We start from the raw sequence: 23201 nt of genomic DNA on the forward strand, positions 1-23201 counted from the left end.
TAAACACTAGGCGCTTAGGCTGGGGCCGTGAGTACGCCGAACCGGGTCTACATCGCTCGACTCGCCGGAGTCGCCGTCTTCGACCCGAACGGCGACCAGGTGGGGCGGGTCCGCGACGCGGTCGCCCGGATCCGGCCGACCCAGCGCCCGCCCGAGGTGGTGGGGCTGGTGGCCGAGATGCCGATGCGCCGCCGGATCTTCCTGTCCATCAACCGGATCACCTCCATCGACCCCGACGCGGTCGTCCTCGGCAGCGGCACCCTCAACCTGCGCCGGTTCTCCAAGCGCCCGAACGAACTGCTCGTCCTCCAGGAACTGCTGGACCGGCGGGTGCAGCTCGACCCGGGTGGCCAGCCCGGCGCGGTGGTCGACGTGGCCATGGAGTGCAGCCGGGGCGGCGAGTGGGCGCTGTCCCGGGTCGCCGTCCGCGAGCAGTCCAGCCGGTTGACCCGCCGCGGCCACCTGCACCAGGTCGACTGGGACCGGGTCCGCGGCCTGACCGGCATCGCCGACAACCGGGGTACGGCCAACCTGCTCGCCGTGCTGGAGGACATGCGCCCCGCCGACCTGGCCAACGCCCTCCAGGACCTGCCCGACGCCCGGCGCAACGAGGTCGCGGCGGCGCTCGACGACGAACGCCTCGCCGACGTGCTCGGCGAGCTGCCCGAGCGTGACCAGGTGGAGATCCTGGCCGCCCTGGACCGGGAGCGGGCCGCCGACGTGCTGGAGGAGATGGACCCGGACGACGCCGCCGACCTGCTCAACGAGCTGCCCCCGCCGGAGCAGGACGTGCTGCTCGACCTGATGGAGCCGGACGAGGCCGACCCGGTCCGCCAACTGCTCAAGTACACCTCCGGCACGGCGGGCAGCGTGATGACCTCCGAACCGGTGATCCTGCCGCCGGACGCCACCGTCGCCGAGGCGCTGGCCCGGATCCGGGAGGAGCAGCTCTCCCCCGCGATCGCCGCGCAGGTCTTCGTGACCCGGGCGCCGATGACCACCCCCACCGGCCGCTACCTGGGCATCGCGCACTTCCAGCGGCTGCTCCGTGAGCCTCCGGCCGACCTGCTCGGCGGGGTGGTGGTCAACGACATCGACCCGTTGCGGCCGACCACCCCGCTGCCGGAGATCACCCGCCGGATGGCCACCTACGACCTGGTGGCGATGCCGGTGGTCGACCGGAACAACCGGCTGGTCGGCGCGGTCACCGTGGACGACGTGCTGGACCACTCCCTGCCCCGGGACTGGCGGGACCGGGACGCCGTACCGGCCCCGGGCACCGACGAGGGGGATCCGGGCACCGACCGGGCGGACCCGGACACCGGCCAGGCGGATCCGGGCGACCCGGCGAACGGCGGTGGCACCGATGGCTGACCAGCGGCGGACCGAGCGGCTGGACCAGCCACGGGAGCCCCGGGGCGTCAAGCTGCCGCGGTTCGACCCGGAGGCCTTCGGCCGCTGGTCGGAGGGGATCGCCCGGGGCATGGGCACGGCGAACTTCATCGTCTACATGACGGTGGTGATCGCGCTGTGGTTCGGCTGGAACACCCTGGCCCCGGCGGAGCTGCGCTTCGACCCGTACACCTTCACGTTCCTGACCCTGGTGCTGTCGCTGCAGGCGTCGTACGCGGCCCCGCTGATCCTGCTCGCGCAGAACCGGCAGACCGACCGGGACCGGGTGGCCCTGGAGGAGGACCGCCGCCGGGCGACGATGCAGAAGGCGGACACCGAGTACCTCGCCCGGGAGGTCGCCGCGCTGCGGATCGCGCTGGGCGAGGTGGCCACCCGGGACTTCCTCCGCTCCGAGCTGGCCCGGCTGGCCGAGGAGCTCGACGCGGCGGCCCAACGCCGGCAGAAGCGGGAGTTGCGGCAGGCGGACCGGGCCGGCGGCTGGCCCGGGGCCGGCGAGGGTCGACCCGGGATCGGCGAAGGTCGACCCGGGACCGGTGGGCGACGGCCCGGAGGGGGCGAACCGCCGCTGGACGAGCCCCGGGACGAGTGGGACGGCGACTACGCCCGGGACGGTCACCCGGAGAGCTGACCGGGCGGCGTGCGGGGCACGGGCGGGGGCCGGCATACGGGGCACGGGCGGTCCGCCGCCGGCCAGGAGCCCACCGAGCGCCTTCCGCCCTGATCATCCGGTTTCGTCCCCTGGGGCGGACGGTCCCGACCGGGCGATCGATTCGCTCACACCCGGCCCTGCTGCCGGCGGTCGCCCCGCGCGGCCGACGTAGCATTGCCCGCATGTCAGCTCCCGTCAGCACCCTCTCCGACGCGATCCAGGCCGCCCTGGCCACCGTCAACGACCCGGAGATCCGCCGACCCATCACCGACCTCGGCATGGTCCGCTCCGCCGAGATCGGCGAGGACGGGGTGGTCCGGGTCGGGCTGCTGCTCACCGTCGCCGGTTGCCCGCTGAAGGACAAGCTGCGCGGCGACATCACCGCCGCCGTCGGCGCGGTGCCCGGGGTGGCCGGCGTCGAGATCGAGTTCGGGGTGATGAGCCCGGAGCAGCGGCAGGAGTTGCAGGGCAAGCTGCGCGGTGGTGCCGCCGGTGACGAGACGGTGATCCCGTTCGCCCAGCCGGGCACCCGGACCCGGGTGTACGCGGTGGCCAGCGGCAAGGGCGGCGTCGGCAAGTCCAGCGTCACGGTCAACCTGGCCGCGGCGCTGGCCGCCCGGGGCCTGGCCGTCGGCGTGGTGGACGCCGACATCTACGGCCACTCGGTGCCCCGGATGCTCGGCGCGGACGGTAAGCCCACCCGGGTCGAAGACATGATCATGCCGCCGCAGGCGAACGGCGTGAAGGTCATCTCGATCGGCATGTTCACCCCGGGCAACGCGGCAGTGGTGTGGCGCGGCCCGATGCTGCACCGGGCGTTGCAGCAGTTCCTGGGCGACGTCTACTGGGGTGAGCTGGACGTCCTCCTGCTCGACCTGCCCCCGGGCACCGGCGACATCGCCATCTCGGTCGCCCAACTGCTGCCCAACGCCGAGATCCTCGTGGTGACCACCCCGCAGGCCGCGGCGGCCGAGGTCGCGGAGCGGGCCGGCGCGATCTCGTTGCAGACCCACCAGCGCATCGTCGGTGTGATCGAGAACATGTCCTGGCTGGAGCTGCCGGACGGATCCCGGATGGAGGTCTTCGGCACCGGCGGCGGCGCGGCGGTGGCCGAGTCGCTGAGCCGGACGATCGGCGCGCAGGTGCCGCTGCTGGGCCAGATCCCGATGGACAGCCGGGTCCGCGAGGGCGGCGACGCGGGCACCCCGATCGTGCTGGCCGCGCCGGACGCGCCCGCCGCGAAGGCGCTGCACCGGGTGGCCGACCGGCTGGCGGTACGCCGCGAGTCGTTGCTCGGCAAGCCGCTCGGCCTCAAGCCCGCCGGCCGCTGACCGCCGCCGCTCCCACCCGCCGCCGATGGTGCCCGGGTGGGGGCCGGCGGTCGGGCGCGGGTGTCAGGTGGCGTCGTCGTAGCTCGGCCGGGGGGCCGGCGCGGGAGCCGGTGCGGGCGCGGTGTCCGTCGTAGCGGCCTTCCGGGCGGCGGCGCGCGGGTCGATCCGGTCGGCGACCTCCTTGAGGTCCTCGTGCACGCCGGTCACGTCCGACCGCAGGCTGTCGTAGACCCCCTGGAGGGGCTTGCGGATCGCCTGCTCGTCCTCCTCGCTGAGGAGGTGCTTGCGGATGAACGCCTTCGGGTGCAGATCCTCCAGCTGGATGTCGGTGCCCAGCTCGCGGCTCAGGTCACCGGTCGCGTTGCGGGCCATCGCGCGCAGGTTGCGCACCATCCGCAGGCCGTCGCTGATGACGTTGGGCAGCCGGTCCCCGAAGATCAGCAGCGCCAGGAGCAGCAGTGCGCCGATCTCCCACCAGTTCAGGTTGTCGAGCACTGCGGGGCCTCCTCGTCACGTGGGGCCAAGACTACGCACGTCAGACCCCGCTCCGGGAGGGGGTGAACGGTCCTCACTTGGCGTCCGCGGCGAGCGTCACCGAGGCGTTCTGCCGGGTGGTGCCCCGCCGGTACTCCACCGTCACCACGGCCCCCGGGGCGAACTTGCGGACCAGGGCGATCAGGTCGGTGGGTTCGTTCATCGGCCGCCCGTTGAGCTTGAGGACCACGTCCCCGGCCTGGAGGCCCGCCCCGGCCGCCGGACCCGCCGGCTCCACGGCCGCCAGGCGGACGCCGGCACCGGCCCGGGTGGCGGTCCCGGTCCCGGCGACCTGGGCCCCGATCACGGTACGCCGGGCCTTACCGGTGCCGATGATGTCCTGGGTGATCCGTTTCGCCTGGTTGATCGGGATGGCGAAGGCGAGCCCGATGTTCCCCGCCTCCTGCCCCTCCGCGACCAGCGACTTGATGGTCGAGTTCACCCCGATCACCCGACCAGCCGCGTCGACCAGCGGGCCGCCGGAGTTGCCGTGGTTGACCGCCGCGTCGGTCTGGATCGCGGCGTAGTACCGGACCGGCCCACCCGGCTCCCCCGCCTGCATGGTGCGGTCCACCGCGCTGATGATGCCGGCGGTGACCGTGTTCGCCAGGGACAGCGGTGAGCCGATGGCCAGCACCGGATCGCCCACCGCGAGCGACTCGGAGTCGCCGAACTCGATCGGCCGCAGCCCCTTGCGGTTCACCTTGATCACCGCGATGTCCGACTCCGGGTCCTGGCCGACCACCGTCGCCGGGGAGCTGTTGCCGTCGTTGAAGGTCACCGACACCCGGCCGGTGCCGTCGGCGACCACGTGGTCGTTGGTGACCACGTAACCGTCGGTGCTGACGATGAACCCGGACCCCTCGCTGGTGCCGGCCGGCCCGGCCACCCGGATGGTCACCACGCTGGGCAGGACCCGGCCGGCGACCCCGGCCAGCGAGTCCGGGCGACGCTGGGCCAGCGCCGGCCCCTCGGCGGGACCGGCCCCCAGGGTGACCCCGCCGCCGACCCCGCCACGGACCGCGAAGGCGTACCCGAGGGCACCGCCCAGGGTGCCGGCGAGCAGCGCGACGACGAGCGGGACCAGGAGCAGTTGCCGCAGCTTCGGCCGCCCCGGCGCATCGGGGTCGACGACCGGCTCGGGTGCCGCCCCGGCCGCCGGCCCGCCCGGCAGGATCACCGCCGCCGGGGCGTACGGGTCGCGCCAGGGGTCGGCGAGGGCGTCGGACCACCAGGGCGACGTCGGGCCGCCGTGGCCGCCGTATGCGGTCGTCGGACCCGTCGGTGGCGGCCCGGCCGGCGGCGACGCCGACCCCGGAGTCCCGCCGGACGCTCGCCAGTCCCAGCCGTCGGTCACGTCGGTGCCTCCCAGTCCGTCCCCCGGTGCCCCGGGCCACGACCGGGGGTGACGGTCACGCGCGGGGGGCACCCCATCCAGGATTGCACGGATGCGCCGGGCCGGGTCAGCTCTTGTCCTCCCGGAGGCACCGCCGGCCCCACGTGATCAGCCACGACCGGCCTCCGGCCCGCCTCGAACGGCCCGACCACCACCGGATCCGGCCCGCCGGCACGGCCACGGGTGGACGCGCGGCTGCGTCGAGGAAGGCTCGCCTCTAGGCTCATACCCGCCACCCGTCCGTCGCACCACCCCACCCCGCCCGGAGGTGTCCCATCGCCACGGTCGCCAGTTCCGGTAACCCGACGGCGCAGGCGTTGCAGTTCGCCGAGTCGTACGTCGGCGAGGACATCGTGCTCCGGACGGCCCGCAGCCTCGCCCGGGAGGTCGGTCTCGACGCGGTCACCCCGGGCGCCGGGGCGGCGCTGCGGCTGCTCGCCGCGGCCGGCAACGCCCGTGCGGTGGTGGAGATCGGCACCGGCACCGGGGTCAGCGGCGTGTGGTTGCTGCGCGGGATGCGCGCCGACGGGGTGCTCACCACCATCGACGTGGAGGTCGAGCACCAGCGGATCGCCCGGCGGATCTTCACCGAGGCCGGTTTCCCGTCCGGCCGGACCAGGATCATCACCGGCCGGGCGCTGGACGTGCTGCCCCGGCTCGCCGACGGCGCGTACGACCTGATCTTCGTGGACGGCGAGGCGACCGGATCGGCGGCGTACGTCGACGCCGCCCTGCGGCTGCTGCGCCCCGGCGGGGTGCTCGCCCTCAACGGCGGCTTCGCCGGCGGTCGGATCGGTGACCCGGCCGCCCGGGACGCCCAGACGGTCACCATGCGGGAGACGGTCAAGGCGATCCGGGAGGCCGAGCAGTGGATCCCGGCCCTCCTCCCGGTCGGCCACGGCCTGCTCACCGCGGTGAAGTGCTGACCGGAGCTCAGCCCAGGGTCGCCAGCCAGCGCAGCAGGCCACGGACGCCCCAGCCGGTCGCGCCCCGGGTCAGCTCCGCGTCGTCGCCGTCGGCCCAGGACGGCGCGGACATGTCGATGTGCAGCCACCGGTCCCGCAGCTCCCCGGTGAACTCGCGCAGGTAGAGCGCCGCGATCACCGAGCCGGCCCCCCGGGCCGGCGAGCTGTGCCGGTCGGCCAGGTCGCTGCCGAGGTACTCCAGGTAGTCGGCGGGCAGCGGCATCCGCCAGGCCGCCTCGCCGGCCTCGTCCACGGCGGCCAGCACGGCGGCGGCCAGTTCGTCGTTGTCGCTGTAGAGCGCGCCGGTCCGCTTACCCAGCGCCACCGCGTTCGCGCCGGTCAGGGTGGCCAGGTCGACCAGCAGGTCGGGGCGGAGTTCCCGGGCCGCGTAGCCGAGCGCGTCGGCGAGCACCAGCCGGCCCTCGGCGTCGGAGTTGGTGCTCTCGCTGGTCGTGCCATCGTAGTGCGTGATGACGTCGCCGGGGCGGAACGCCGCACCGCTGACCATGTTCTCGGCCAGCGGGGTCAGCGCGGTCACCCGGACGGGCAGCCGCAGCGCCGCCGCACCGAGGGTGGCCGCGACGACCGCCGCCGCACCGGCCATGTCCTTGCGCATCAGTTTCATCGCCGACACCGGCTTGATCGAGATGCCGCCGGTGTCGAAGGTGATCCCCTTGCCCACCAGGACGACGTGCAGCCGGGCGTCGGCGGGCCGCCAGCCCAGCTCGACCAGGCGGGGGGCGCTGGCCGAGCCGCCGCCGACGGCGAGGATGCCGCCGAAGCCCTCGGCCGCCAGCTCCTGCGGCCCGCGTACCCGCAGGTGCAGCTCGGGGTGCTCGGCCGCGGCGTCGGCGACCTGACCGGCGAACCACTGCGGGGTCTTCACCGAGGAGGGGGTGTTGGTCAGGTCCCGGGCGAACCGGGTCATCCGGGCGGTGGTCCGGGCCGTCTCGACCGCCCCGGCGAGGGCCTCCGGCTCGGCGGCCAGCAGGGTCACCCCGGTCAGCGCGGGCGGTTCACCCTCGGCCAGCCGGAACCGGTACGAGGCGAGCAGCAGACCCTCGACGAACGCCCGGACCACCCCGGCCGTCGCGTCGGCCGGCAGACCGAACGTGACATGTGTCTCAGCTACGGCGGCCCGGGCGAGGGCGGCGCCGGCCGTACGCCAGGCCCGTTCCCCGCCGTCGCCCACCCCCAGCAGGATCAGCCGGCCCGGGGTACGACCGGGACGCAGCTGGCTCAGGGTCTCGCCGGGCCGGCCGGTCAGCCGGGCGACCGGCAGCAGCGCCGCGGCCTCGGCCCGCACCTCGTCGGTGGGCGGCGGTGCGGTGGCGACCAGCGTCGGCGCGCTGTGGTCCGGATCGGTGGCGGCGCGGACGGGCAGGACGAGGACGTCCGAGTGGTCGACGGCGACGGCGAGACTGATGGCGAGCACGCTGGACCGTACCTCCGGGAAGTTCGTGGTGCGGGACCTCGACGACCCGCGGGGGACAGACGAAGTCCCTGAGTCACCGGCGTCGCCGGTGACTCAGGGACACGGGACCGTCCGCGCGGCACCGCGCGGAGTGCCGGCGATCAGCCGGCGGCCGCCTTCAGCGCGTCACCGAGCGCGTTGGCCTCGTCGGGAGTCATCTCGACGACGAGCCGGCCACCGCCCTCCAGCGGGACACGCATGACGATGCCCCGACCCTCCTTGGTGACTTCCAGCGGACCGTCGCCCGTCCGCGGCTTCATCGCCGCCATGTTGTCTCCCCTCAGACCTATACATCAGGGTAGGTGTACTGCCCCACAGCCACTTCGTGCCGACCACCCGCAAGGTACGCGGGGGCGTCGACCACGATTTTCCCTGATGAACACCGCCGGACCCAAACCGGAGCAGCATTGATGTAACAGCACCTAGCTTATCTTGAGAAGGCCTGTCACAATGTGCGGTCATGCAGGCACGGTCGGCACTCTTCGACCTCTACGGTGACCATCTCCGCACGAGAGGTGGGCGCGCACCGGTCGCCGCCCTGGTGAAGTTGCTGGCTCCGCTCGGGGTGGCCCCGCCGGCCGTCCGGACCGCCGTGTCCCGGATGGTCCGCCAGGGCTGGCTCGAACCGCTGCGACTCGCCTCCGGCCCCGGGTATTCGATCACGCCGAAGGCGGTCCGCCGGCTCGACGAGGCCGCCGCCCGGATCTACCGCACCGGCCGGGTCAGCTGGGACGGGCGGTTCGACCTGCTCGTCCTGGCGACGCCGACGGCCCGCCGGGACCGGCAGCGGCTCGCCGCCAACCTCAGCTTCCTCGGCTACGGCACCCTCGACGAACACACCTGGGTGGCGACCCGGGCCAGCGAGGACGTCGACGTGCTGCTGGAGGAGGCCGGGGTGCGCTACGAGCGGTTCACCGCGGCGCACGCCGCCGGCACCCCCGGCGCGATGGGCGTGGTCCGCCGGGCCTGGGACCTGGCCGAGATCGGGCACGCCTACGAACGGTTCGTCGCCGAACAGCGCGCACAGCTGGCCGGGGTCACCGTGCGCAGCGGCGACGAGGAGGCGTACGCGGCCCGGTTCCGGCTGGTGCACGCGTGGCGTACCTTCCTCTTCCAGGACCCGCAACTCCCCCCGGCACTGCTCCCCGAACGCTGGCCCGGCACCGCCGCCGCCAGCTTCTTCGACCGGCACGCCACCCGGCTCCGGCCGGCCGCCGACCGGTACGTCGAGCAGTGCCTCGACGCCGGCAACCGGGTTCCCCGACAGAAGGGCCGTTAGAGACGTGACCGAGCCGCTGCTCGTCGACCGCACCGATGGCGTGGTCACCCTGACCATGAACCGCCCCACCGCGATGAACGCCCTCGACGTGGCGCTCAAGGAGGCCCTGCGGGACGCCCTGGCCGCGCTGGAGACCGACCGGTCCTGCCGGGCCGTGGTGCTGGCCGGCGCGGGTGGCTCGTTCAGCGCCGGCCAGGACCTGCGCGAGCACGTGCAGGTCCTGGAGTCGCCGGGCCGGGATCCGCTGGACACCGTCCGGGCGCACTACAACCCGATCGCCGCCCGGCTGGCCAACCTGCCCAGGCCGGTGGTCGCCGCGGTCCGGGGCATGGCCGCCGGAGCGGGCGCCTCGCTGGCCTTCCTGGCCGACTTCCGCATCGGCGGGCCGAAGACGAAGTTCCTGATGGCGTTCGCCGGGGTGGGTCTCGCCGCCGACACCGGGGCGTCCTGGACGCTGCCCCGGCTGGTCGGCCACGCCAAGGCCGTCGAGCTGCTGATGCTCGCCGAGCCGGTGGACGCCGCCGAGGCGTACCGGCTGGGTCTGCTCACCCGGCTGGTCGACGACGACGAGCAGGTGCTGCCCACCGCGCAGGAGCTGGCCGCCCGGCTCGCCGCCGGTCCGACCGTGGCGTACGGGGCGATCAAGCGGCAGCTCTCCATCGCCGACGCCGGCACCCTCGCCGACGCCCTCTCCGCCGAGGCGCAGGCGCAGTCGATCTGCGGCGGCACCGCCGACCACCGGGCCGCCACCACCGCCTTCGTCAACAAGCAGAAGCCGGTCTTCCAGGGCAACTGAGCCTCCCCGACGGCCACCCGGCCGTCGGACCGAGGGCGGGCGGTCAGCGGGCGACGTAACCGCCGTCGACGGGGATCGTGTGGCCGGTGATCCAGGCGGCGTCGTCGGAGCAGAGGAAGAGCACCACACCTGCCACGTCGTCCGGGGTGGGCATGCCGGGTTTCGGGTTGAACGACTCCATCCGGGTCCGCATCTCCGCGGGGTCGGGCGCGTTGTCGATGAAGTTCTGCACCAGCGGGGTCATCACCACCGTCGGGGCGACCGCGTTGACCCGGATGTCGCGGGCCGCGTACTCCACCGCCGCCGACCGGGTCAGCCCGACGATGCCGGCCTTGGTGAAGGTGTACGGGGAGATGTTCTCCTGCGCCGCCAGGCCGGTGGTCGACGAGGTGTTGACGATCGCGCCCCCGGAACCGCGCAGCATCGCCTCGATGCCGTACTTCAGCACGTGGAACACGCCGTCGCCGTTGATCCGCCGGACCTTCTGCCAGTTCTCCACGTCCATCTCGTGCAGCGGCTGCTGCCGGCCGTCGATGCCGGCGTTGTTGAAGATGACGTCGATCCGGCCGTAGCGCCCCACCGCCTCCGCGACGCTGCGCTGCACCGCCCCGGCGTCGCCGGTGTCGACGGTGACCGCGAGCGCGTCGGGCAGGTCGGCGGCCACCCGCTGGGCGCCCTCGGCGTCGATGTCGGCGATCACCAGCCGGGCCCCCTCGGCGGCGAAGCGGCGGGCGGTGGCCTCGCCGAGCCCAGAGGCGCCACCGGTGACGAATGCGACCTTGTCCTGGAACCGCATCGGCTCTCCCTCACCCGGCCGGCCGGCTGCCGGCACCGGTGCGCCATACCCGGTGGGCCGGCGGCTAGTCGTCCTCCTCCGGATCCTGGTTGGCCTCGACGCCCAGCACGAACGCCTGCATGGCCAGCTCGTCGCCGCTGGGCGAGACGAACGCGGGCAGCTCGGCCGGACCCAGCTCCCGCACGTAGGACCAGAAGAGCCGGACCGCCTCGGCCCGTGACTCGGCCTCGATCGGCAGGTCGAGGCTGACCAGCCAGGTGCGGCGGGGCGGTGGCGGGCCGAGCCGGTCGACCAGCTCGCGGTAGGTGCCGGGGTCGAGCGCGGTGACCGGGCCGGCGACCGCGACCCGGTCCACCGGCACCGGCGCGTCGAACGACCGCCGGGTGTACGTCACCAGCACCGCCCCGCCGTCGTGCCGGGCGACCCGGCCCAGCGCCACCAGCCGGGGCGGCTCGTCGGCCAGCACCGCCACCGGGTCACCCGGGCGGAGGGCGGGCGCACCGGCCGGGACGGCCAGCTCCAGGGTGTCGTGGTGGACGAGACGTTCGGCGTCGTACCGCCCGGCCGGGAGCAGCACCGCCCAGGCGTCGTCGCCCCGCCCGCCGTCGACGTCGGTCGGGCCGGTGCTGCGGTGGTCGGTCACGGTCATGCCCCCATCCCATCACGGGCCACGGGGGCGCCGGCGTGGCAGCCCGCGAGATGGTCGTCGACCATGCCGGTGGCCTGCATCAACGCGTACGCCGTGGTGGGGCCGACGAAGCGGAAGCCCTGCCTCTTGAGCGCCTTGGCCAGGGCGACGGACTCCGGGGTCGTGGCCGGCACCTCGGCGAACGACCCGGGCCGGGCCGCCCGGGGCGGCGGCGCGTACGACCAGAGCAGCGCGGAGAGCCCGTCGGGCAGGGCCAGCGCGGCGCGGGCGTTGGCGATGGCCGCCTCGATCTTGGCCCGGTTGCGGACGATTCCCGCGTCGGCGAGCAGCCGGGTCACGTCGGCGTCGCCGAAGGCGGCGACCCGCTCGATCCGGAAGCCGGCGAAGGCGAGCCGGAACGCCTCGCGTTTGCGCAGGATGGTCAGCCAGGACAGCCCGGACTGGAACGCCTCCAGGGTGAGCCGTTCGTAGAGGGCGTCGTCGCCGCGTAGCGGGCGGCCCCACTCGGTGTCGTGGTAGATCGCGTAGTCCGGGGTGCTCGCCCCCCAGGCGCAGCGGGGCAGGCCGTCGGGGCCGGTCACCAGGTCAGTCACCCGGTACACGCTAGGCCAGGGGGCTGACACCCGTCGCCCGGCACCGGCTCCGCGCGCGGCCGGTCGGGGCGGCGGCTGGTCGGCGGTCCGCAGCCGGTCGGGCCGGCGGTCGGTCGGTCAGCGGCGGGGGGTCGGGCGGGGCAGCCGGCCGGACTCGACCAGCCGGGCGAAGCGCCTGAGGGCCAGCGTCAGGCTGGCCTTGGAACCCGGCCAGAGCAGCGGCCAGGCGACCCGCCCGGCCGACCCGCCGGGAAGATGGAACCACTCGTGCCAGACCACCTGGGTGCGGTCGTCCGCGAGCGGGGTGCAGCGCAGCACGCCGGGGCCGCGCAGCAGCTTGCCGAAGTGGACCACGCCCACCTCGTACGGCGCGTCGACCCGGACCACCCGCATCTCGTCGCGCAGCACCGCCGGGCCGAGCGCGGTGACCGCCTCGATGACGCTGCCCTCCCCGCCGTCGCCCTCGACCACCCGGACCCGGGTCAGCGGAATCCAGTCGGACTGCCCCTCCCAGTCGGTCAGCGCGGCGAAGACCCGCGTGGCGGGGGCGTCGACGATCACGGTGGCGGTGAACTCACCGGCACCGGGCTGGGCGGCCTCGTCGGCCAACCCGCCGCCGGCCGGGTCGGTTCCGGTCACACCGGCTCCGACCGGACGGCCGTACCGCCGGGGCGGTCCTCGACGCTGTCGGCCGTCCGGTCCGTCCCGGCCCGGCCCGCTTCGGCGGGGGTGGCGTCGGGGTGGTCGTCGCCCGGGGCGGGGGCGGGCAGTTTCGCGGTCGTCCCGCCCGCCGCCGGGCGGACGGTCGGGGCCACCGGCTCCGGCGACGCGGCCGGCGTACCGGCGGGCTCCACCGGCTCGACCTCGACGGTCGGGGCCTCCGGCGCGGTGCCGTCGGCGACGGGCGTCGCCGGGGCGTCGTCGGCCGGGGCGCCGATGGACTCCTCCCGGGTACGACGCAGCGCGTCGGCCTCGGCGGTACGCCCCTCGCGCAGCGCGGCGATCTCGGCCTCCAACACCCCGATCAGCTCGGTCTTGTAGCCGATGTCGTAGGCGGCCCGCCGGAAGGCCTGGTCGACCTGGGCCATCCGGTAGCCGCGCAGGGCGGTGTCGAAGCGGAGCGCGCCGACGTCCGACTCACGCAACGGCCGGCCACCGGGCAACGGGACGGCCCGGCCGTCGGGCTCGACGGGCGTCAGCCCGTCCCGGCCCGAGATCAGCACCGTCACGCCGAACACGACCGCCGCCACGGTCAACGCGACGACCACAATGAGCAGAGTCTGACCCATGAGGAGATCGTGGCACGGGGAGACCCTCCGGAGCGACCCCAACCACCATCATCGTCGCCGATCTTTGCGCCGTACCCGTACCGGCCCCGGGGGCGGGCCGCCGTGCCGCGGGGCGGGTTCCCGTGCCGTACCGGCCCCGGGGCGTGGTCGACGACCGGATAGCGTCGGCACCGGCCGGGTGGTCCGGCCGGTGACCTGCGGGAGGCGGAATTGGCCGGGGCGCTGCGGCTCGGGGGGCGGACGTTCGCCCCGGGCGAGCCGGTGGTGATGGCGATCGTCAACCGGACGCCCGACTCGTTCTTCGACCGGGGCGCCACCTTCGCGCAGGACAGCGCGTTGCGGGCGGTGGAGCGGGCGGTCGCCGAGGGCGCGGAGATCATCGACATCGGCGGGGTGAAGGCCGGGCCGGGCGACGAGGTCGACGTGGCCGAGGAGATCCGCCGGACGGTGGACACCATCGCCGCCGTCCGGGCCGCCTTCCCCGGGGTGGTCATCTCGATCGACACCTGGCGGGCCGAGGTGGCGGTCGAGGCGGTGGCGGCCGGTGCGGACCTGCTCAACGACACCTGGTCGGGGGCGGATCCGGCGCTCGCCCGGGTGGCCGCCGAGACCGGCGCCGGGCTGGTCTGCTCGCACGCCGGTGGCCTCGCACCCCGGACCCGGCCGCACCGGGCGGCCTTCCCCGACGTGGTCGCCGACGTGGTCACCACGGTCACCGGGCTCGCCGAGCGCGCGGTGGCCCTGGGGGTACGGCCCGACGGCATCCTGATCGACCCCGCGCACGACTTCGGCAAGAACACCCGGCACTCGTTGGAGATCACCCGCCGGTTGGACGAGTTGTCCGGCACCGGCTGGCCGCTGCTGGTGGCGTTGTCGAACAAGGACTTCATCGGCGAGACGCTGGACCTGCCGGTGCCGGAACGGCTGGAGGGCACCCTGGCGGCGACGGCGGTGTCGGCCTGGCTCGGTGCCCGGGTGTTCCGTGCCCACCAGGTGCTCCCGACCCGCCGGGTGCTCGACATGGTGGCCTCGATCCGGGGCGACCGGCCCCCCGCCGCCACCCGCCGCGGCCTGGCCTGACCGCCGCACGGGCGGTGGCCCGACGGCGGGGTGCTCAGGTGACGGTGGGGGTGGTCAGGTCCAGTGCAGGATGCGCTTGCGCCAGGCGTAGAGGATGCCGAGCGCGACCACGGCCACGAAGACGCCCATCTCGACGACCGTCACCGCGCCGAAACCGGGCCGGTCGAAGACCAGCGCCCAGGGGAAGAGGAAGACCGCCTCGACGGCGAACAGCACGTACAGGTACGCGTACACGTAGTAGCGGATCTGCATCTGTGCCCAGTCGCCGCCGACCGGGTCGAGGCCGCATTCGTAACCGGCGCGCTTGCCGGCCGGTTCGGCGGGCCGGCGGGGACGTAACACCCGGTTGGCGGAGAACGCCGTAACGAAGAAGAGGGCGGCGGCGAGCAGCAACAGCCCGAGCGTCGCGTACGAGCCCAGGTAACCGGTCACGGTGGGCCAGCCTACCGGGCGGCGGGCCGGTCCGGACGCCGTGCCGGCCACCCGGAGACGGCGGGCGGTTTCTTTTCCGCAGGGACTGGTGCCACCCGGCAACTGTTACCGAATAATGAACGGCACCCCGAGTCACGGAGGTCAGATGCCCGGCAGGGACACGCGTGCCGTTCGGCGGTTCCCCGCCCGGCGTACCCCCGCCCTGGTCCTCGGGGCGGTGCTGACGGCCGGGCTGGTGGTCGCGCTCGGGATGTCGCCGGGCCTGGCCACGGCCGCCACCGGCCCGCAGCGGGCGGCCACCGGCCCGTCCACCTCCGGCGGCGGGCCGCCGGAGGGTACCGCGCCCCCGGGCGAGCCGACGGCGACCGCACCGGCCCCCACCGCCGTGCCGCCGACGCTGCCGCCCGGCCCGGAGCCGACCGGCACCGCGCCGGAGCCGACCGGCACGGCACCGGGCACCACCGCACCGGCCCCCACGGCCACCACACCGCGCCCGAAGCCGCCGCCCAGCAGATCCGCGCCACCCCGCGGGCCGAACCCCCACCAGCCGGACGCCGGCCGGGTCGGGGTCCGGGTCACCACCGGGGACGTCACCCTCGACGCCCGGTACTGGGACGCCCCGAGCACGGTCACCACCCTGCGGGTCACCGTCACCAACACCGGTGCCGTGCCGGAGCGGTTGCGGCTGGCGTACACGCTGCCGGTCGGGCTCACCGACGCCGGCACGCCGGGTTGCGCGGCGACCGGCGACGACAGCTGGCACTGCGGCGAGTGGAGCACCGCGCCGGGCGACCGGTTCGACAGCCTGATCCGGGTACGGGTCAGCGGCACCGCCTGGCGACAGCTCCCGCTGGCCGGCACGGTGCGGGTCACCGCGACCGGGCCGGGCGAGGGTGACACCGCTCAGGACGACGAGGGCTTCGCGGTCCTCCTCCCGCCCGGTCCGCCGGTGCCCGGCATCCTGCTGGACGCCGACGAGGTGGTCTTCGACATCGGTGGCGGGCCCACCGCGCTCGCCGCCCACCTGGGCAACACCGGCAGCGTGGCCGCTGACGGGCAGATCGAGGTGGCACTGCCGGCGGGTGTCAGCGTGCTGAGCGCACCGGCCGGCTGCACGCCGGGGTCACCCACCCGCACCCGGTGCGACCTGGGCGTGCTGGCGGCGGGGCGGACGGCGACGCTCCGGTTCACCGTCGCCGCCACCCCGGACGCCCAGCGCGCGGCCCCGCTGGCCGGCGCGTTGACCGGGCGGCTGGAGCCGGCGAGCGGGCCGGCCCGTCAGCTCCGGATGAGCTTCCGGATCACCGCCGCCGCCGCGCTGGCCACCCCGGTGGTGGGCACCCCTGCGCCGACCGGCTCACAGGGGCTGATCGCGGCCCAGGGCGTGGCCGCCGACCTCGGCGGCACGTCCCCCGGCCGGCGCACCGCGCTGGCACTGATCGTGGCCTCCGTCCTGCTGGTGGCGCTGGCCCTCGTGCTGGCCACCGGTTCGCTGCGACGACGGATGGCCGAACGGGCGGCGGACGAGGGGGCCGGCGACGGCCCGAGCGGGCGGTGATCTCAGTTACGACCGGCATCTCAAAACGCCGTATAATTCCCCAAATGTCGCCGGCCAGCTTCCCAGGTGTCGGACCTCCACCAAGGTTGCCCTAAGCCCGGGACGTAGGCTCGCAGCGAGAGACGACAGCGGGCCGGGCCAGCCCACGGGCGGACCGGGCGCAGCGGCGCACCAGGGAGGTCACGTGGCCTGGCAAGACGGGGTCACCATCATGTGCAGCCGCGCGCGCGGCGGGGCCGAGCGAAGCGAGGTGCAGACGTGACCAAGCAGATCCGTCAGTTGGACCGGGTGGTGATCCGTTTTGCGGGTGACTCGGGTGATGGGATGCAGTTGACGGGGGACAGGTTCACCTCGGAGACGGCGCAGTTGGGTAATGATATTTCGACGTTGCCGAATTTCCCGGCGGAGATCCGGGCGCCTGCGGGGACGTTGCCGGGGGTGTCGAGTTTCCAGGTTCATTTCGCTGATTACGACATTTTGACGCCGGGTGACGCGCCGAACGTGTTGGTCGCGATGAACCCGGCGGCGTTGAAGGCGAACCTGGCGGATCTGCGTCGGGGTGCGGACATCATCGTGAACACCGATGAGTTCACGAAGCGGAACCTGACCAAGGTCGGGTATGCGGTCAGTCCTCTGGAGGATGACTCCCTGGCGGGGTTCGTGGTGCATCCGGTGGCGTTGACGTCGATGACGGTGGGTGCCCTGGCAGAGTTGAACGTGGGGAAGAAAGACGCGGAACGGGCGAAGAACATGTTCGCGCTCGGGTTGTTGTCGTGGATGTACTCCCGGCCGTACGAGTCGACGTTGCGGTTCCTGGAGCGGAAGTTCGTCAAGCGTCCGGATCTCGTCGCGGCGAACATCGCGGCGTTTCGGGCGGGCTGGAACTACGGGGAGACCACCGACTCGTTCGCGGTGCGTTACGAGGTGAAACCCGCGGCGATGCGGCCGGGGACGTACCGCAACATCACCGGTAACGCCGCGCTGTCGTTGGGCCTGGTCGCGGCGGGGGTCCGGTCGGGGCTGCCGGTGTTCCTCGGCGCGTACCCGATCACCCCGGCGTCGGACATCCTGCACGAGTTGTCGAAACACAAGAGCCTCGGTGTGGTCACCATGCAGGCCGAAGACGAGATCGCCGCGGTCGGCGCCGCCCTGGGCGCCTCCTACGGCGGTGCCCTCGGGGTCACCACGACCAGCGGCCCCGGGGTGGCGTTGAAGTCCGAGACGATCTCCCTGGCCGTGGCCCTGGAACTACCGTTGGTCATCGTGGACGTGCAACGCGCCGGCCCGTCGACCGGGCTGCCCACGAAAACCGAACAGGCCGACCTGAACATCGCCCTGCACGGCCGCCACGGGGAAGCCCCCCTGGCGGTCATCGCCGCGAAGTCCCCCTCGGACTGTTTCCACGCCGCTCTGGAAGCCGCCCGGATCGCCGTGACCTACCGCACCCCGGTGATCCTGCTGTCGGACAACTACGTCGCCAACGGCTCCGAACCCTGGCTCCTACCCGACGTCGCCGATCTCCCCGACCTGCGCGTCGACTTCGCCACCACACCCAACCACGACGACGGCACCACGTTCCTGCCCTACCTGCGTGACCCCGACACCCTGGCCCGCCCCTGGGCCGTCCCCGGCACCCCCGGACTCGAACACCGCATCGGCGGCCTGGAGAAAGCCGACAAGACCGGCGACATCTCCTACGACCCCGCCAACCACGACTTCATGGTCCGCACCCGCGCCGCCCGCATCGACGCCATCGACGTCCCCGACATCGACGTCGACGACCCCGACGGCACCGCCCGCGTCCTCGTCCTCGGCTGGGGATCCACCTACGGACCCATCGGCGCCGCCTGCCGAGGCCTACGCCACCGCGGCCTACCCATCGCCCAGGCCCACCTGCGTCACCTCAACCCCCTGCCCGCCAACCTCGGCGACATCCTCACCACCTACGACCGGGTCGTCATCCCCGAGATGAACCTCGGCCAACTCGCCCAGGTCATCCGCGCCCGCTACCTGATCGACGCGATCGCCTACAACCAGGTCCGCGGCCTACCCTTCACCGCCGCCGAACTGGAGACGATCCTGGAAGAGGTCTGCAAAAATGCCTGAACCCACCCCGATCAAACTCACCACCAAAGACTTCAAATCCGACCAAGAAGTCCGCTGGTGCCCCGGCTGCGGCGACTACGCCATCCTCGCCGCCGTCCAACAATTCATGCCCGAACTCAACATCCCCCGCGAAAACACCGTCTTCATCTCCGGCATCGGCTGCTCATCCCGCTTCCCCTACTACATGAACACCTACGGGATGCACTCCATCCACGGCCGCGCCCCCGCCATCGCCACCGGCCTCGCCGTCACCCGCCCCGACCTGTCCATCTGGGTCGTCACCGGCGACGGCGACGCCCTGTCCATCGGCGGCAACCACCTCATCCACGCCCTCCGCCGCAACATCAACCTCAAAATCCTGCTCTTCAACAACCGCATCTACGGCCTCACCAAAGGCCAATACTCCCCCACCAGCGAAACCGGCAAAATCACCAAATCCACCCCCACCGGCAGCGCCGACGCCCCCTTCAACCCCCTCTCCCTCGCCCTCGGAGCCGAAGCCACCTTCATCGCCCGCACCATCGACTCCGACCGCAAACACCTCCAAACCGTCCTCCGCGCCGCCGCCCAACACCACGGCACCGCCTTCGTCGAGATCTACCAAAACTGCAACATCTTCAACGACGGCGCCTTCGAACCCCTCAAAAACCCCGACACCCGCGACAACCACCTCATCCGCCTCGAACACGGCAAACCCATCACCTTCGGCCCCGACAACCAACACTGCCTCACCCGCCCACCCCACGGACTCGGCCTCCACACCAGCAACACCACCACCACCCCACCCCACGACATCATCACCCACGACACCACCATCACCGACCCCACCTACGCCTACGCCCTCACCCGCCTCCCCGAACACCACACCCCCATCGGCATCCTCCGACAAACCACCCGCCCCACCTACGACACCACCGTCCAACAACAAATCACCACCGCCACAAACACCACCACCCACACCCCCGAACAACAACTCACCAACCTCCTCCACACCGGCGACACCTGGACGATCAGCTAGTCGCCCGTCGACACGTCGAAGTGGCCGTTCCCCCACGCCGGGGGTCGGCCACTCGCCGTTTCGGCGGCTACCCGATGTCAGGAGTCAGGAGGGGGTGGGGGTGGCAGTGGGACGGTCGTCGCGGACGTGCACGAGCATGTCGCCGGTCTCGATCACCGCGCCGGCCCGGTCCGCCAGGGTGACCACCTTGCCCCGCCGTACCAGCGCGATGACCAGGGACTCCAGCTCGCGGGGAGACTTGCCCACCTCGTGCCGCTCGGCGGAACGCATCGCCAGCGCCATCCCCTGACCGGGGGTGAGCAGGTCCTCCACCACGTCGATCAGCGGTGGGGCCGAGGTGGAGAGGCCGAGCAGCCGGCCGGCGGTCGCCGAGGAGACGATCACGTGGTGCGCGCCGCTCTGCCGCAGCAGCGGGGCGTTCTCGGCCTCCCGGACCGCCGCGATGATCCGTACCTGACCGGCGGTGAGCTGCCGGGTGGTCAGCGCCACCAGCACCGAGGCGTCGTCGCTGTCGGTGGCGATGATGACGGCCTTGGCGTTGCGGACGTGCGCCTCCTCCAGCACCGAGGAGCGGGTCGCGGAGCCCTCGATGGCGACCAGCCCGGCCGAGGTGGCCTGGCGCAGCGCGGTGCCGCTGCGCTCCACCACCACGATCCGGGACTTGTCCAGACCGTTCTCCAGCAGGGCGGAGACCGCGCTGCGGCCCTTGGTGCCGTAGCCGCAGATGATGACGTGGTCCTTCACGGTTCTCCTCCACCGACCCAGCCGGCGGCCGGTCCGGTACTGCTCGGTCAGGACTTCCAGGGTGGTGCCGACCAGGATGATCAGGAAGATCACCCGGGCCGGGGTGATGAACAGGACGTTCACCAGCCGGGCCGACTGCTCGAAGGGGGTGATGTCGCCGTACCCGGTGGTGGAGAGGGTGACCACCGCGTAGTAGAAGCAGTCGAGCAGGGTCAGCCCGTTCTCGTCCACGTCGCGGTAGCCGTCGCGGTCCAGATAGACCACCGCGACGGTGAGCAGGACCAGACCGAGGGCGGCGGCCAGGCGGAGACTCAACGCGCTGAGCGGACCCCGCCGCTGCGCCGGGAAATGGATCACCGTCGGTCCTGCTCCCCCTGGGTCGCCTGCACGAGCACAACATAGCGGTTACCAGGCAGGTCGACCCGCCGGGCCGGCGACCGCACCACCGGTGAGTGTCCCGTCACCCCGGGGACCGTCGCAACGGGTGGCGACGGTCGGCCCTGCCGGGCCGGTACCGGGGCCGCCGACGGGGCATGATGGGAGGGGTTCCGGACACCGGCCACGAGGAGGCCCGCATGTCGCTGCTGCGTCGGGTGATCGGCGGGGTGCTGCGTCGGGTACGGCTGCGTCAGCGCCGCACCCTGCGCGAGGTGGCCGCCGCCGCCGGGGTGTCCCTGCCCTACCTCTCCGAGGTCGAGCGCGGGCGCAAGGAGGCCTCCTCCGAGGTGCTGGCGGCGATCTGCCGGGCGCTCGGCATCAACCTGTCCGACCTGCTCGAAGAGGCCCGCGACGAGCTGCGCCGGGTCGAGCGCCGGGTTCCCGTCCCCCCGGGCGGAAGCCTCGCCCGGCTGGACCGGTTGCCCGCCGCCCGCCAGGGCCGGACCGGCTCCGGGGTGACCACCGTCGGCAGGATCGGCGGGACCGGGACGGCGACCGTCGGCATGGGCGGCGGGACCACCGTCGCCGGGGCCGCGACGGCGACCGTCGGCAGGGCCGGGATCGGGCTCGGGGTCACGACCGTTGGCGGATCCGGATGCGTGGTGACGGCGGTCGCCGTGCCCGTCCGGATGGTCGCCGTCGGGTCGGCCCGCCGCCGCGCCGCGCGTACCGCCGGGGTGCCGGCGCGCCGACGGGCCGGTGCGGGCCGGCGGCGCAGCCCCGTCGGCTAGGCCGGCCGGTTCTGCCGAGGGCAGATCTGCCGGGGGCAGAAAGGCTGGGGTGACGGCCGCCCGACGGCGCAGGCTGGACCCGCCGGCCCCCGGGCGGAGCGAGGTCGCCCGCCGGCGACGCGGAGGGTGGTCACCATGATCGGGTACGACGTGCGGATGCTGGACGGCGGTCAGCCGGCCTTCGGCGACCAGGTCTTCGAGCGGCTGCTGCGGGAACGGATCATCTTCCTCGGCACCGAGGTCACCGACGCCTCGGCCAACCAGATCTGCGCGCAGATCCTGCTGCTGGCCGCCGAGGACAGCAAGCGGGACATCTACCTCTACATCAACTCGCCCGGTGGCTCGGTCAGCGCCGGCATGGCCGTCTACGACACCATGCGGTACGTCCGCAACGACGTGGCCACCCTGGCCCTGGGGTTCGCCGGGTCGATGGGGCAGTTCCTGCTCTGCGCGGGAGCCGCGGGCAAGCGGTTCGCCCTGCCGCACGCGCGGATCATGATGCACCAGCCGTCCGGGGGGATGGGGGGCACCGCCGCCGACATCACCATCCAGGCGGAGAACATGCTGCACGTGAAGCGGACCATGCAGGAGCTGATCGCCGAGCACAGCGGGCGCGGCCTCGACGAGATCCAGGCCGACTGGGACCGGGACCGGTGGTTCACCGCCGAGCAGGCCCGGGAGTACGGCCTGATCGACCGGGTGCTCACCCGGGTCGACCAGCTTCCCGGCTGACCGCAGCCCCGGGGCGGCGGCCCGGCCGGGCCGTCCTGGTGGTGGGGCCGGAGCGGCTGTGCGCGGGGCTAACCGGGCAGGTGGTCGACGAGGGCGGTGAACTGCGCCCGGGTCAGGTACGACGGGTTGGCCGCCTGCGGCTGGCGGAACACCTCCAGCCCGGCCAGCCGGGGATCGGCCCGCAGCCGGTCCCGGGACAGCCGACCCACCTCGGGCAGGATGGTCAGGTCCAGCGGCACCGTCCAGGGTGCCCGGACGTCCGCGCCGGGCACCGGCTCGCCGGTGAGCCGCCCGATCCCCCACACGCCGTAGGGCAACCGCCCCCGGCTGCCGCTGGCCCAGAAGACCACGGGCTGACCGGCCCCCATCAGCCGGGCCCGGTAGCCGGGGCGTACGCACCAGCTCGTCACCCGGGGATCCCGGGCGAACCGGCCGGTCAGGTCGACCAGGTCGGCGTTGCCCTTGATCAGCCAGGCGCCCAGGTCACCCCGGGTCACCCGCCGCCCGTCGTCGCGTCCGTGCGGCACGTCGGACCCTCCTCGACCGTCAGATCAGCCCCTCCCGGACCGCGTACGCTACCGCGTGCGTCCGGTTGCGCAGCTGGAACCGGCTGGTGATGTCGTGCAGCACGTTCTTGACGGTCCGCTCCGAGTAGCTCAGCCGGGTCGCCACCTCCCGGGTGTCCATCCCGTCGGCCACCAGCCGCAGGATCTCGCTCTCCCGGACCGAGAGCCCGTTGACGTCGATGCCGCGCGGGGCGAGCACCGTCTGCTGCAGCCGGGTCACCTGCTTGACCAGCAGTCCGAGCACCTCCGGGGGCATCGCCGCACCTCCGGAGGCGGTGCTGACCACGAGCTGGGCCAGCCGGTGACCGGTGGCCTCGGCGCGGGAGGCGAGGGCGCGTACCCCGAGCTCCACCGCGGGGATCAGCGCCGAGTCCGACTCGACGGTCGCGACCAGCACGAAGCGCCGGCAGCCCAACCGGCGGACGGCCCTGAGCACGTCGAGCGTGTCGTGGTCGAGGGTGTCGGCGGCGACCACCCCGACGGTCTCGGCGGTGATCATCTGGGCGGGGACGACCTCGATCTCGGCCCGGCCGCGCAGCGCCGCGGTGATCCCGGCCGTGGAGATCGGGTCTGGGGTACGGATGTAGGTCTGGGCACGTCCGTTCATGGCGGTTCCTTAGCTTCCGGGCTGA

Annotated in this window: 25 protein-coding genes; 12 read left to right on the plus strand and 13 right to left on the minus strand. The window is 73.5% G+C overall.

Going from position 1 to position 23201, the window contains the following annotated elements; translation table 11 throughout:
* Window positions 1-27 precede the first annotated feature (27 nt).
* From GA0070623_RS14805 to GA0070623_RS14815, 3 genes are all read left to right on the plus strand, one after another.
* Window positions 28-1374 carry a magnesium transporter MgtE N-terminal domain-containing protein gene (locus tag GA0070623_RS14805; RefSeq protein WP_084261245.1) on the plus strand — a complete coding sequence of 449 codons (1347 nt, stop codon included), beginning with the start codon at window positions 28-30 and terminating at the stop codon, window positions 1372-1374.
* Window positions 1367-2041, plus strand: a complete 675-nt coding sequence (locus tag GA0070623_RS14810; protein ID WP_067306714.1) for a DUF1003 domain-containing protein — start codon at window positions 1367-1369, stop codon at window positions 2039-2041. Before GA0070623_RS14805 ends, GA0070623_RS14810 begins: the two co-directional genes overlap by 8 nt.
* Before the next feature lie 203 nt (window positions 2042-2244).
* Window positions 2245-3393 (plus strand): P-loop NTPase, encoded by a 1149-nt coding sequence (locus GA0070623_RS14815; RefSeq protein WP_067306652.1) that lies wholly within the window; start codon window positions 2245-2247, stop codon window positions 3391-3393.
* A gap of 63 nt (window positions 3394-3456) precedes the next feature.
* Here GA0070623_RS14815 and GA0070623_RS14820 read toward each other — a convergent pair whose 3' ends face one another.
* Entirely contained in the window at window positions 3457-3888 is a 432-nt protein-coding gene (locus tag GA0070623_RS14820; RefSeq protein ID WP_067306649.1) for a Sec-independent protein translocase family protein, read from the minus strand.
* A 73-nt stretch (window positions 3889-3961) separates the two neighbouring features.
* Window positions 3962-5299 carry a S1C family serine protease gene (locus tag GA0070623_RS14825; RefSeq protein ID WP_172898520.1) on the minus strand — a complete coding sequence of 446 codons (1338 nt, stop codon included), beginning with the start codon at window positions 5297-5299 and terminating at the stop codon, window positions 3962-3964.
* Window positions 5300-5640: 341 nt separating this feature from the next.
* On the opposite strand from GA0070623_RS14825, the gene GA0070623_RS14830 reads away from it, so the two are divergent.
* Entirely contained in the window at window positions 5641-6249 is a 609-nt protein-coding gene (locus GA0070623_RS14830) for an O-methyltransferase (RefSeq protein WP_231932363.1), read from the plus strand.
* 7 nt (window positions 6250-6256) lie between these two features.
* Here the strand turns inward: GA0070623_RS14830 and GA0070623_RS14835 are convergent, their stop codons facing one another.
* Entirely contained in the window at window positions 6257-7723 is a 1467-nt protein-coding gene (locus GA0070623_RS14835; protein WP_067306643.1) for a leucyl aminopeptidase family protein, read from the minus strand.
* Window positions 7724-7863: 140 nt separating this feature from the next.
* Window positions 7864-8031, minus strand: coding sequence for a DUF3117 domain-containing protein (locus GA0070623_RS14840; RefSeq protein ID WP_007455245.1), 168 nt, complete (start codon window positions 8029-8031; stop codon window positions 7864-7866).
* A 191-nt stretch (window positions 8032-8222) separates the two neighbouring features.
* Here GA0070623_RS14840 and GA0070623_RS14845 point away from each other — a divergent pair, with 191 nt between their 5' ends.
* Entirely contained in the window at window positions 8223-9041 is an 819-nt protein-coding gene (locus tag GA0070623_RS14845; RefSeq protein WP_067306641.1) for a PaaX family transcriptional regulator, read from the plus strand.
* 4 nt (window positions 9042-9045) lie between these two features.
* Entirely contained in the window at window positions 9046-9837 is a 792-nt protein-coding gene (locus GA0070623_RS14850) for an enoyl-CoA hydratase/isomerase family protein (RefSeq protein WP_067306638.1), read from the plus strand.
* A 43-nt stretch (window positions 9838-9880) separates the two neighbouring features.
* Here the strand turns inward: GA0070623_RS14850 and GA0070623_RS14855 are convergent, their stop codons facing one another.
* The 5 genes from GA0070623_RS14855 to GA0070623_RS14875 all read right to left on the minus strand — a co-directional run bounded on the left by GA0070623_RS14855 (window position 9881) and on the right by GA0070623_RS14875 (window position 13164).
* Window positions 9881-10633, minus strand: coding sequence for an SDR family NAD(P)-dependent oxidoreductase (locus GA0070623_RS14855; protein WP_067306636.1), 753 nt, complete (start codon window positions 10631-10633; stop codon window positions 9881-9883).
* Between the two features lie 64 nt (window positions 10634-10697).
* The gene (locus tag GA0070623_RS14860; protein WP_067306633.1) at window positions 10698-11282 is read right to left on the minus strand and encodes a hypothetical protein; all 585 of its coding nucleotides are present in this window, start codon (window positions 11280-11282) and stop codon (window positions 10698-10700) included.
* Window positions 11279-11875, minus strand: coding sequence for a DNA-3-methyladenine glycosylase I (locus GA0070623_RS14865; protein WP_067306708.1), 597 nt, complete (start codon window positions 11873-11875; stop codon window positions 11279-11281). Before GA0070623_RS14865 ends, GA0070623_RS14860 begins: the two co-directional genes overlap by 4 nt.
* 117 nt (window positions 11876-11992) lie before the next feature.
* A complete protein-coding gene (locus tag GA0070623_RS14870; RefSeq protein ID WP_067306630.1) occupies window positions 11993-12514 on the minus strand; it encodes an SRPBCC family protein in 522 nt (173 codons plus the stop codon).
* Window positions 12511-13164, minus strand: coding sequence for a DivIVA domain-containing protein (locus GA0070623_RS14875; protein WP_067306627.1), 654 nt, complete (start codon window positions 13162-13164; stop codon window positions 12511-12513). The genes GA0070623_RS14870 and GA0070623_RS14875 overlap by 4 nt, the downstream gene beginning before the upstream one ends.
* A 210-nt stretch (window positions 13165-13374) precedes the next feature.
* On the opposite strand from GA0070623_RS14875, the gene folP reads away from it, so the two are divergent.
* The gene (gene folP, locus GA0070623_RS14880) at window positions 13375-14244 is read left to right on the plus strand and encodes a dihydropteroate synthase (RefSeq protein WP_067306624.1); all 870 of its coding nucleotides are present in this window, start codon (window positions 13375-13377) and stop codon (window positions 14242-14244) included.
* Between the two features lie 54 nt (window positions 14245-14298).
* On the opposite strand, the gene ndhC is transcribed toward folP, so the two are convergent.
* Complete coding sequence (ndhC, locus tag GA0070623_RS14885; RefSeq protein ID WP_067306706.1) at window positions 14299-14676, minus strand: NADH-quinone oxidoreductase subunit A; 378 nt, start codon at window positions 14674-14676, stop codon at window positions 14299-14301.
* Window positions 14677-14821: 145 nt separating this feature from the next.
* Here ndhC and GA0070623_RS14890 point away from each other — a divergent pair, with 145 nt between their 5' ends.
* From GA0070623_RS14890 to GA0070623_RS14900, 3 genes are all read left to right on the plus strand, one after another.
* A complete protein-coding gene (locus GA0070623_RS14890) occupies window positions 14822-16234 on the plus strand; it encodes a hypothetical protein (protein WP_067306622.1) in 1413 nt (470 codons plus the stop codon).
* A gap of 258 nt (window positions 16235-16492) precedes the next feature.
* The gene (locus GA0070623_RS14895; protein WP_089004060.1) at window positions 16493-18340 is read left to right on the plus strand and encodes a 2-oxoacid:acceptor oxidoreductase subunit alpha; all 1848 of its coding nucleotides are present in this window, start codon (window positions 16493-16495) and stop codon (window positions 18338-18340) included.
* Window positions 18333-19358 carry a 2-oxoacid:ferredoxin oxidoreductase subunit beta gene (locus GA0070623_RS14900; RefSeq protein WP_089004061.1) on the plus strand — a complete coding sequence of 342 codons (1026 nt, stop codon included), beginning with the start codon at window positions 18333-18335 and terminating at the stop codon, window positions 19356-19358. The genes GA0070623_RS14895 and GA0070623_RS14900 overlap by 8 nt, the downstream gene beginning before the upstream one ends.
* An 84-nt stretch (window positions 19359-19442) precedes the next feature.
* Here GA0070623_RS14900 and GA0070623_RS14905 read toward each other — a convergent pair whose 3' ends face one another.
* A complete protein-coding gene (locus GA0070623_RS14905; RefSeq protein WP_067314240.1) occupies window positions 19443-20459 on the minus strand; it encodes a potassium channel family protein in 1017 nt (338 codons plus the stop codon).
* Between the two features lie 218 nt (window positions 20460-20677).
* Here GA0070623_RS14905 and GA0070623_RS14910 point away from each other — a divergent pair, with 218 nt between their 5' ends.
* Window positions 20678-21271, plus strand: coding sequence for a helix-turn-helix domain-containing protein (locus tag GA0070623_RS14910; protein WP_067314253.1), 594 nt, complete (start codon window positions 20678-20680; stop codon window positions 21269-21271).
* A gap of 135 nt (window positions 21272-21406) precedes the next feature.
* Window positions 21407-22003 carry an ATP-dependent Clp protease proteolytic subunit gene (locus tag GA0070623_RS14915; RefSeq protein ID WP_067314255.1) on the plus strand — a complete coding sequence of 199 codons (597 nt, stop codon included), beginning with the start codon at window positions 21407-21409 and terminating at the stop codon, window positions 22001-22003.
* 68 nt (window positions 22004-22071) lie between these two features.
* Here GA0070623_RS14915 and GA0070623_RS14920 read toward each other — a convergent pair whose 3' ends face one another.
* Both GA0070623_RS14920 and GA0070623_RS14925 read right to left on the minus strand, forming a co-directional pair.
* A complete protein-coding gene (locus GA0070623_RS14920; protein ID WP_067314242.1) occupies window positions 22072-22530 on the minus strand; it encodes an EVE domain-containing protein in 459 nt (152 codons plus the stop codon).
* A gap of 19 nt (window positions 22531-22549) precedes the next feature.
* Window positions 22550-23176, minus strand: coding sequence for a helix-turn-helix transcriptional regulator (locus tag GA0070623_RS14925; RefSeq protein WP_067314244.1), 627 nt, complete (start codon window positions 23174-23176; stop codon window positions 22550-22552).
* Window positions 23177-23201: the final 25 nt, after the last annotated feature.

Origin of the sequence: Micromonospora rifamycinica, assembly GCF_900090265.1 — a bacterium.
Taxonomy (GTDB): Bacteria; Actinomycetota; Actinomycetes; order Mycobacteriales; family Micromonosporaceae; genus Micromonospora; species Micromonospora rifamycinica.

Coding starts and splice junctions, on each gene's coding strand:
- GA0070623_RS14810 (WP_067306714.1), top strand. CDS start 1,367: ATGGCTGACCAGCGGCGGACCGAGCGGCTGGACCAGCCACGGGAGCCC.
- GA0070623_RS14815 (WP_067306652.1), top strand. CDS start 2,245: ATGTCAGCTCCCGTCAGCACCCTCTCCGACGCGATCCAGGCCGCCCTG.
- GA0070623_RS14840 (WP_007455245.1), bottom strand. CDS start 8,031: ATGGCGGCGATGAAGCCGCGGACGGGCGACGGTCCGCTGGAAGTCACC.
- GA0070623_RS14845 (WP_067306641.1), top strand. CDS start 8,223: ATGCAGGCACGGTCGGCACTCTTCGACCTCTACGGTGACCATCTCCGC.
- GA0070623_RS14855 (WP_067306636.1), bottom strand. CDS start 10,633: ATGCGGTTCCAGGACAAGGTCGCATTCGTCACCGGTGGCGCCTCTGGG.
- GA0070623_RS14860 (WP_067306633.1), bottom strand. CDS start 11,282: ATGACCGTGACCGACCACCGCAGCACCGGCCCGACCGACGTCGACGGC.
- GA0070623_RS14875 (WP_067306627.1), bottom strand. CDS start 13,164: ATGGGTCAGACTCTGCTCATTGTGGTCGTCGCGTTGACCGTGGCGGCG.
- GA0070623_RS14890 (WP_067306622.1), top strand. CDS start 14,822: ATGCCCGGCAGGGACACGCGTGCCGTTCGGCGGTTCCCCGCCCGGCGT.
- GA0070623_RS14900 (WP_089004061.1), top strand. CDS start 18,333: ATGCCTGAACCCACCCCGATCAAACTCACCACCAAAGACTTCAAATCC.
- GA0070623_RS14910 (WP_067314253.1), top strand. CDS start 20,678: ATGTCGCTGCTGCGTCGGGTGATCGGCGGGGTGCTGCGTCGGGTACGG.
- GA0070623_RS14915 (WP_067314255.1), top strand. CDS start 21,407: ATGATCGGGTACGACGTGCGGATGCTGGACGGCGGTCAGCCGGCCTTC.
- GA0070623_RS14925 (WP_067314244.1), bottom strand. CDS start 23,176: ATGAACGGACGTGCCCAGACCTACATCCGTACCCCAGACCCGATCTCC.